Origin of the sequence: Pseudomonas sp. 8 R 14 (assembly GCF_900005955.1) — a bacterium.
Taxonomy (GTDB): Bacteria; Pseudomonadota; Gammaproteobacteria; order Pseudomonadales; family Pseudomonadaceae; genus Aquipseudomonas; species Aquipseudomonas marginalis.
Genome location: NZ_CVTH01000080.1, coordinates 66,491 through 72,572 on the forward strand (window position 1 = coordinate 66,491; position 6,082 = coordinate 72,572).

General features: G+C 61.3%; 6 protein-coding genes. 5 read left to right on the top strand and 1 reads right to left on the bottom strand.

What is annotated here, in order from left to right:
- Positions 1-122 precede the first annotated feature (122 nt).
- From BFQ01_RS22950 to BFQ01_RS22960, 3 genes are all read left to right on the top strand, one after another.
- Positions 123-395 carry an HU family DNA-binding protein gene (locus BFQ01_RS22950; RefSeq protein WP_003174819.1) on the top strand — a complete coding sequence of 91 codons (273 nt, stop codon included), beginning with the start codon at positions 123-125 and terminating at the stop codon, positions 393-395.
- Positions 396-625: 230 nt separating this feature from the next.
- Positions 626-2,500 carry a SurA N-terminal domain-containing protein gene (locus tag BFQ01_RS22955; RefSeq protein ID WP_027606244.1) on the top strand — a complete coding sequence of 625 codons (1,875 nt, stop codon included), beginning with the start codon at positions 626-628 and terminating at the stop codon, positions 2,498-2,500.
- Between the two features lie 101 nt (positions 2,501-2,601).
- A complete protein-coding gene (locus BFQ01_RS22960; RefSeq protein WP_141690815.1) occupies positions 2,602-3,126 on the top strand; it encodes a GNAT family N-acetyltransferase in 525 nt (174 codons plus the stop codon).
- Here the strand turns inward: BFQ01_RS22960 and BFQ01_RS22965 are convergent.
- Positions 3,073-4,278: an MFS transporter gene (locus BFQ01_RS22965; RefSeq protein WP_065927026.1), complete on the bottom strand. Its 1,206-nt coding sequence runs from the start codon at positions 4,276-4,278 to the stop codon at positions 3,073-3,075. The genes BFQ01_RS22960 and BFQ01_RS22965 overlap by 54 nt on opposite strands.
- Before the next feature lie 115 nt (positions 4,279-4,393).
- On the opposite strand from BFQ01_RS22965, the gene BFQ01_RS22970 reads away from it, so the two are divergent.
- Both BFQ01_RS22970 and BFQ01_RS22975 read left to right on the top strand, forming a co-directional pair.
- A complete protein-coding gene (locus BFQ01_RS22970; RefSeq protein ID WP_065927027.1) occupies positions 4,394-5,290 on the top strand; it encodes a LysR family transcriptional regulator in 897 nt (298 codons plus the stop codon).
- An 89-nt stretch (positions 5,291-5,379) separates the two neighbouring features.
- Positions 5,380-6,082, top strand: a 703-nt coding sequence (locus BFQ01_RS22975; protein ID WP_065927028.1) for a DUF2242 domain-containing protein, incomplete at its 3' end; no start/stop codon positions are given.

The window sequence follows — 6,082 nt, forward strand, 5'->3', positions numbered from 1 at the left end:
CAGCTTTTTAGAGCCCTTGTTATAAAGCGGCTCTTAAGTGTCTGTAGGCCATTCAGCACTGGTTTTTGCTGTTTACCAAAAAACTTAGAATCATACTCAATAGATATATAAGGGGACTTAGAGTGAACAAGTCGGAACTGATTGATGCTATCGCTGCATCCGCTGATATCCCGAAAGCTGCTGCCGGCCGTGCGCTGGATGCAGTAATCGAATCCGTCACTGGCGCTCTGAAGGCCGGCGACTCCGTGGTACTGGTAGGCTTCGGTACTTTCTCTGTGACTGACCGCCCAGCTCGCACTGGCCGTAACCCACAGACTGGCAAAGCACTGCAAATCGCTGCTGCCAAGAAACCAGGTTTCAAAGCCGGTAAAGCCCTGAAAGAAGCGGTTAACTAAGCTTCGATCAAGCCTTTGCTACCCGGGTCGGACGCAGGTCTGGCCTGGCAGCGGAGCGAAAGCTGACCCAAGTATCCATCGGGTCGCCAAGCCGGGGGTGTAGATTCAACCCCCCGTCCGCTCCGCCAGTTACGAGAAGGCGCATCCTCGGATGCGCCTTTCTTCTATCCGGACTCTACCCACGCTCCACGGTTGCCAATTTTTGAAGTTCAACCGTTTCTGGGGGACGCATGCTGCAAAATATCAGGGACAATTCACAAGGCTGGATTGCCAAGACCATTATCGGGATCATCGTCGCATTGATGGCGTTCACCGGTATCGAGGCCATTTTCCAGGCTTCGACCAACACCAAGCAGGACGTGGCCAAGGTCAACGGTGAAGAAATCACCCAGACTGAACTGAGCCAGGCCGTCGACATGCAACGTCGCCAGCTGATGCAACAGCTGGGCAAGGATTTCGATGCTTCACTGCTGGACGAAAAACTGCTGCGCGAAGCGGCCCTCAAGGGCCTGATCGATCGCAAGCTGCTGCTGCAAGGCGCTGCCGACTCCAAGTTTGGCTTCTCTGAAGCTGCACTGGACCAGGTGATCCTGCAGACGCCGGAATTCCAGGTGGACGGCAAGTTCAACGCCGAACGCTTTGACCAGGTGATCCGTCAGCTGGGCTACAGCCGTCTGCAGTTCCGTCAGATGCTGACCCAGGAAATGCTGATCGGCCAGGTGCGCGCAGGCATCGCCGGCAGCGGTTTCGTGACCGACGCCGAAGTGCTGGCATTCGCCCGTCTGGAAAAACAGACCCGCGATTTCGCTACCGTCAATATCAAGGCCAACCCTGCGGCGGTGAAACTCACCGACGACGAGGTCAAGGCTTACTATGACCAGCACGCCAAGGAGTTCATGACCCCGGACCAGGTGGTCATTGACTACTTGGAACTGAAGAAGTCTTCCTTCTTCGACCAGGTCAGCGTCAAGGACGATGAACTGCAGGCTGCCTATCAGAAAGAAACCGCCAACCTCGCTGAACAGCGTCGTGCCGCGCACATCCTGATTGAAGTCAACGACAAGGTCACCGACGCGCAAGCCAAGGCCAAGATCGAAGAAATCCAGGCACGCCTGGCCAAGGGTGAGAAGTTCGAGGCCCTGGCCAAGGAGTTCTCCCAGGATCCAGGTTCGGCCAACAATGGCGGCGATCTGGGCTTTGCCGGCCCTGGCGTCTACGACCCTGACTTCGAAGCTGCCTTGTACGCGTTGAACAAAGACCAGGTTTCGGCGCCGGTGCGCAGCACCTTCGGTTGGCATTTGATCAAGCTGTTGGGCGTTGAAGCACCGCAAGTGCCGACGTTTGCCAGCCTGAAAGACAAGCTGACCCGCGAGCTCAAGACCCAACAGGTCGAGCAGCGTTTTGTCGAAGCAACCAAGCAATTGGAAGATGCGGCATTCGAAGCCTCCGACCTGGCCCAACCAGCATCGGACCTGAAGCTGACCGTACACACCTCCGCGCCGTTTGGCCGTGAAGGTGGTGACGGTGTCGCGGCCAACCGCGCCGTGGTCACCGCTGCGTTCAGCCCGGAAGTGCTGGATGAGGGTGCCAACAGCAGCGCCATCGAGCTGGACCCGGAAACCATCATCGTGCTGCGTGCCAAAGAGCACCGCAAACCGGCGCAACTGCCGCTGGAAAGCGTTGCCGCGGCGATTCGCACACAGATGGCCAAGGAGCGCGCCAGCGCGGCTGCCAAGACTCACGCTGACGAACTGATCGCCAGCCTGCGTGATGGCAAGACCCCGCTGAACCAGCCGGTCGACGGCCAGGCCTGGAAAGTCACTGAAGCGGCTACCCGTAGCCAGGAAGCGATTGACCCGGCCGTGCTGCAAGCCCTGTTCCGCATGCCCAAGCCTGCGGCCAAGGACAAGCCGACCTTCACCACCGTGACCCTGGCTGATGGCAGCCTGGTGATCGTGCGCTTGAACGGCGTCAACGAAGCGGCCGCCCCAACGGACGAAGAAAAGGCGCAATACCGCCGCTTCCTCGCTTCCCGTGTCGGCCAGCAGGACTTTGCGGCGTACCGCAAGCAGTTGGAAACCAAGGCTGATATCAAGAAGTACTGATGTCGCTTTGAACAAGAAGCCCCCGGCCTGAAAAGACCGGGGGCTTTTTTATGTGTGCGCTAGACTGGGTACTCGGTATCGTCGACCCAGGAGTTCCAAGCGTGTTGATTCAAGGAATGGATGGCTTGCTGATCCGCCGCGCCAGCGTGGCGGATGTTCCTGCGGTGCTGCAGGTGTTCGACGAGGTGATCGCCTGGTTCGTTGGCAGGGGCAATACCCATCAGTGGGGCACCGAGCCCTGGTCGGGGTCGCCCCGGCGGGTCGCGCAAGTGGCTGAAGCCTGCGCGTTGCCCGGGGCCTGGGTTGTCGAGGACCCCGAGGGGCATCTCCGAGGAGCGCTGGTGGTGGGCGATCCCATGCCTTATGTACCTTCGGCGACTGAGCCCGAGGTGTATGTGCGCCTGTTGATTGCCGCGCGTGACCCGAGTGTTCGCGGCCTTGGCCGGCGCATGATGGCCTTTGCCGATGACCAGGCCCGCGCAGCAGGAGTCACGCGCTTGCGTGTGGACTGCTACGGCGGCGGGACAGGGGATCTGGTGCGTTTTTATGAGTCCTGTGGCTACCAGCGCATTTCAACGTTCGACTTGGCGGGGTGGCCGGGCCAACTGCTGGGGCGCCGTCTGTGATGCACCGGCCCAGGCCAGCAGCATCAGAAGCACAACCGCCCATGGAAAGGCCGTGACGCCCCAACCTTGAAGCAATACGCCACCCGCCAGGCCGCCACCGGCTATCCCCAGGTTCCACACGGTCACCAGCATGGATTGTGCGGCATCCGCCGACTTGCCCGCCGATTGGGCCAGTGCGGTTTGCAGCAATGCCGGCAAACCGCCGAACGCCAGGCCCCATAACGTCACGGCGATATAGATGACTGCCGGCACATTGATCCACAACGCCAGCGCAAGGGCGATCAGGCCAAACAGCGCACAACTGATCAGCAGCAAGGCGCGCAACCACCGGTCAATCAATACACCTGCCAGCCAGATGCTCAGCACTGCCGCGAGGCCGAACACCAGCAGTACTCGGTCAACGTCCGCATCGACCCCTGCGGGCACCAGCAACGGGGCGATGTAGGTGTACAGAATGTTGTGGGCCAGCACGTAGGTAAACGTCACCCATAGCACCGGACGAATGCCCGGCAGGTTCAGCACCTGGCGCAGCCCCAGGCGTTTATCCGCCCGTTCGCCGGCAAAGTCCGGCAGTTGCCAGCGTGCCCAGGCGAGCAGCACCAGGGTCAGCCCGGTCATGATCGCAAAGCTCAAGCGCCAGCCAACGGCGGTGCCGAGGAAGGTGCCCGCAGGTACACCCAGCGACAGCGCCAGGGGTGCACCCAGCATCGCCACGGCAATGGCGCGACCTTGCAGGTGTGGCGCCACCATTCGGCTCGCATAACCCGCCAGCAACGCCCACAGCAACCCGGCGAAGACCCCGGCAAAAAAGCGCGCCACCAGGGTCAACCCGTAATGGCTGGACAGCGCGGTTACGCTATTGACCAAGGCAAAGCCGCCAATGGCCAGCAGCAACAACGGCCGCCTGCGCCAGCCGCGGGTCAGCAGCGTCAGCGGGATGGCTGCCAGCAGGGAGCCAAGGGCGTAGAGGGTAACCAATTGGCCGACCAAGGCGGGCGACACGCCCAGGCCGTCGCCCATCTGCGGCAGAAGCCCGGCGGGCATGGCTTCGGTGAGGATGGTAATAAAGCCGGCGCTGGCCAGGGCCAGTAGACCGCCCAAGGGTAAAGAATCCCGCTGGGCTGATGCGGTGAGTGAAGGGCTGCTGCTCATGACGTTTTATCCAGGTAAAAGGGCAAGCAGGCAGAGTAGGGGGCTGTGGTTGACGGAAAAACAGGCTAAGGTTCCGAACTTATCGGACGCGGATGTCCGTAATTGGAGGCAGATCATGGACAGCTTGGGCAGCCTGTCGGTATTTGTGCAGGTGGCGCAGACGCTCAGCTTCACCGCCGCCGGCCGCGTGCTGGGGGTGTCGTCGTCGGCCGTGGGCAAAAGCATTGCGCGGATGGAAGAGCGCCTGGGCGTGCGGCTGTTTCACCGCAGCACGCGCAGTATCACCTTGACCAGTGAAGGTGCACTGTTCCTTGAGCGCTCGCGGCGGATTCTCGCTGAGGTGGAAGCGGCCGAGCAGGAGCTGACGGACGCCGCTGCAACGCCACGGGGCAAGTTGCGCATCAGTGTGCCGCAGGTGCGCGGCTTGTTGATGCCGGTGCTCAGTGACTTTATGCGCACCTACCCGGAGATCGAGCTGGACGTGGATTTTTCCGACCGCATGGTGGACGTGATCGAGGAAGGTTTCGATGCGGTGATTCGCACGGGCAAGCCGGAAGATTCGCGCTTGATGGCGCGTCATCTGGGCCACTACCAGTTGGTACTCGTCGCCACGCCGGGCTACTTCGCCCAACACGGCACGCCGCAGCAACCACAGGACCTCAATGGCCACGCCTGCCTGCGCCACAAGTTCTGCGCCACGGGCAAGCTCGAGCCCTGGCCGTTGCGCCTTGCCCCGGGGGCTGCGGAACCGCTGTTGCGTACGCCGCTGGTCAGCACCACCATCGAGTCCCTCAAGCATGTGGTGCTCGAGGGCTTGGGCATTGCCTGCCTGCCGGACTACATGGTCAACCAGGCCGTGGACGAAGGGCGCTTGCAACGGGTGCTGGATGATGACCTGGAGCATCGGGGCAATTTCTGGATATTGTGGCCCGGTCGCCATACCTCGGCCAAGCTCCGCGTATTTATTGACCATATGTGCGCCGGGCTTTTCCCTGCAGGCCCCGGCGCGTAACCCTGTGACGTTTTACCGACAGGAATGCGCGCGCCAAGGCCTCGTTCTGTTGCACAATACCGCCCAGACCGTTTTCCTCAGGATTATCAATGTCGACATCATTCCACTTGCGTAGCCTCGGGCTGGCGCTGGTGCTGGCGGGCGCCGCGGGCTGCTCGTCACCCAAGACCGCTATTTATGAACATGAGAACTTCGACGACTCCGGTACATTTTCCCGGGATTACCCGGTTACCGATGTAGCGGCGTGCGAGGCCGCGCGGCGCGCCTTGCTGAGCCAGGGCTACATCATCACCAGCAGCGATCCGAAACTGGTCGTGGGTAACAAGAGCTTCCAGCAGACCGGCGAAACGCACCTGCAGATCAGCTTCAACGTGGTGTGCGCCGATGATGGCAAAGGCAAGAACCACTCGACGATGTTCGCCAATGCCCTGCAGGATCGTTATGCGCTGAAGAAGGTCAACAACTCCGCGAGCCTGGGCGTGGGCGTGCTGGGGTCGGTGTCGATGCCGATCGGCTCTACCGATGACTCGATGGTGAAGGTGGCCAGTGAGACGGTGTCCGCGCCGAAGTTCTACGACCGTTACTTTGCGTTGGTGGATGTGTTCCTGCCACAGGAAGTGAAGAAGGCCGAGCATATCCCCGAGCAGCCCAAGGCCGACCTCGGTGTGCCGGAGCCGAAGGCCGCACCGGCTGCAGAGAAAGTCGAGGCGCCGAAGGAAGAGCCTGCCGCACCGGCTGCCTCGGAGCCGGTTGTGCCCGCGCCTGAGGCTGCACCGATTGCGCCGCAGGCCG

Coding starts and splice junctions, on each gene's coding strand:
- BFQ01_RS22965 (WP_065927026.1), bottom strand. CDS start 4,278: ATGAGCAGCAGCCCTTCACTCACCGCATCAGCCCAGCGGGATTCTTTA.
- BFQ01_RS22970 (WP_065927027.1), top strand. CDS start 4,394: ATGGACAGCTTGGGCAGCCTGTCGGTATTTGTGCAGGTGGCGCAGACG.
- BFQ01_RS22955 (WP_027606244.1), top strand. CDS start 626: ATGCTGCAAAATATCAGGGACAATTCACAAGGCTGGATTGCCAAGACC.